The sequence below is a fragment of the Thiocapsa sp. genome, assembly GCF_011390875.1.
GTDB lineage: Bacteria > Pseudomonadota > Gammaproteobacteria > Chromatiales > Chromatiaceae > Thiocapsa.
Window position 1 is genome coordinate 1 of sequence record NZ_JAABRP010000048.1, and the last position, 277, is coordinate 277.

Annotated in this window: 1 pseudogene; it reads right to left on the reverse strand. The window is 71.8% G+C overall.

Features of this window, described 5'->3' with window-relative positions:
- Window positions 1–277 (reverse strand): annotated as a pseudogene (locus GPT33_RS05670) (porin); the annotation flags it as partial.

A 277-nucleotide genomic window follows, 5' to 3' on the forward strand; every position in this document is an offset into this window, starting at 1 on the left:
GGTGTCGGCCTCGCGGCCCCACAGGCCGCCGCCGAGCTGCAGACCGCCGGTGTAAAGTCCGCGGTAGTCGAGGATGCCCTGGTGGTCGGTCCAGGCCAGGCGCAGGAAGGCGCCGAGACGATCGCCGAGGGCCTGGTCGAAGGACAGGCCGTAGCCCATCAGGTCGGTCTTCTCCGCGGCAACCGGCGTCGCGTCTTGCGGTGCGTCATCGCTCCCCTGCGTCTCCGCGCCGAGGTCGGCGCGGGGCTTGACGAAGGCCGAGGAGGTGCCGGTGATC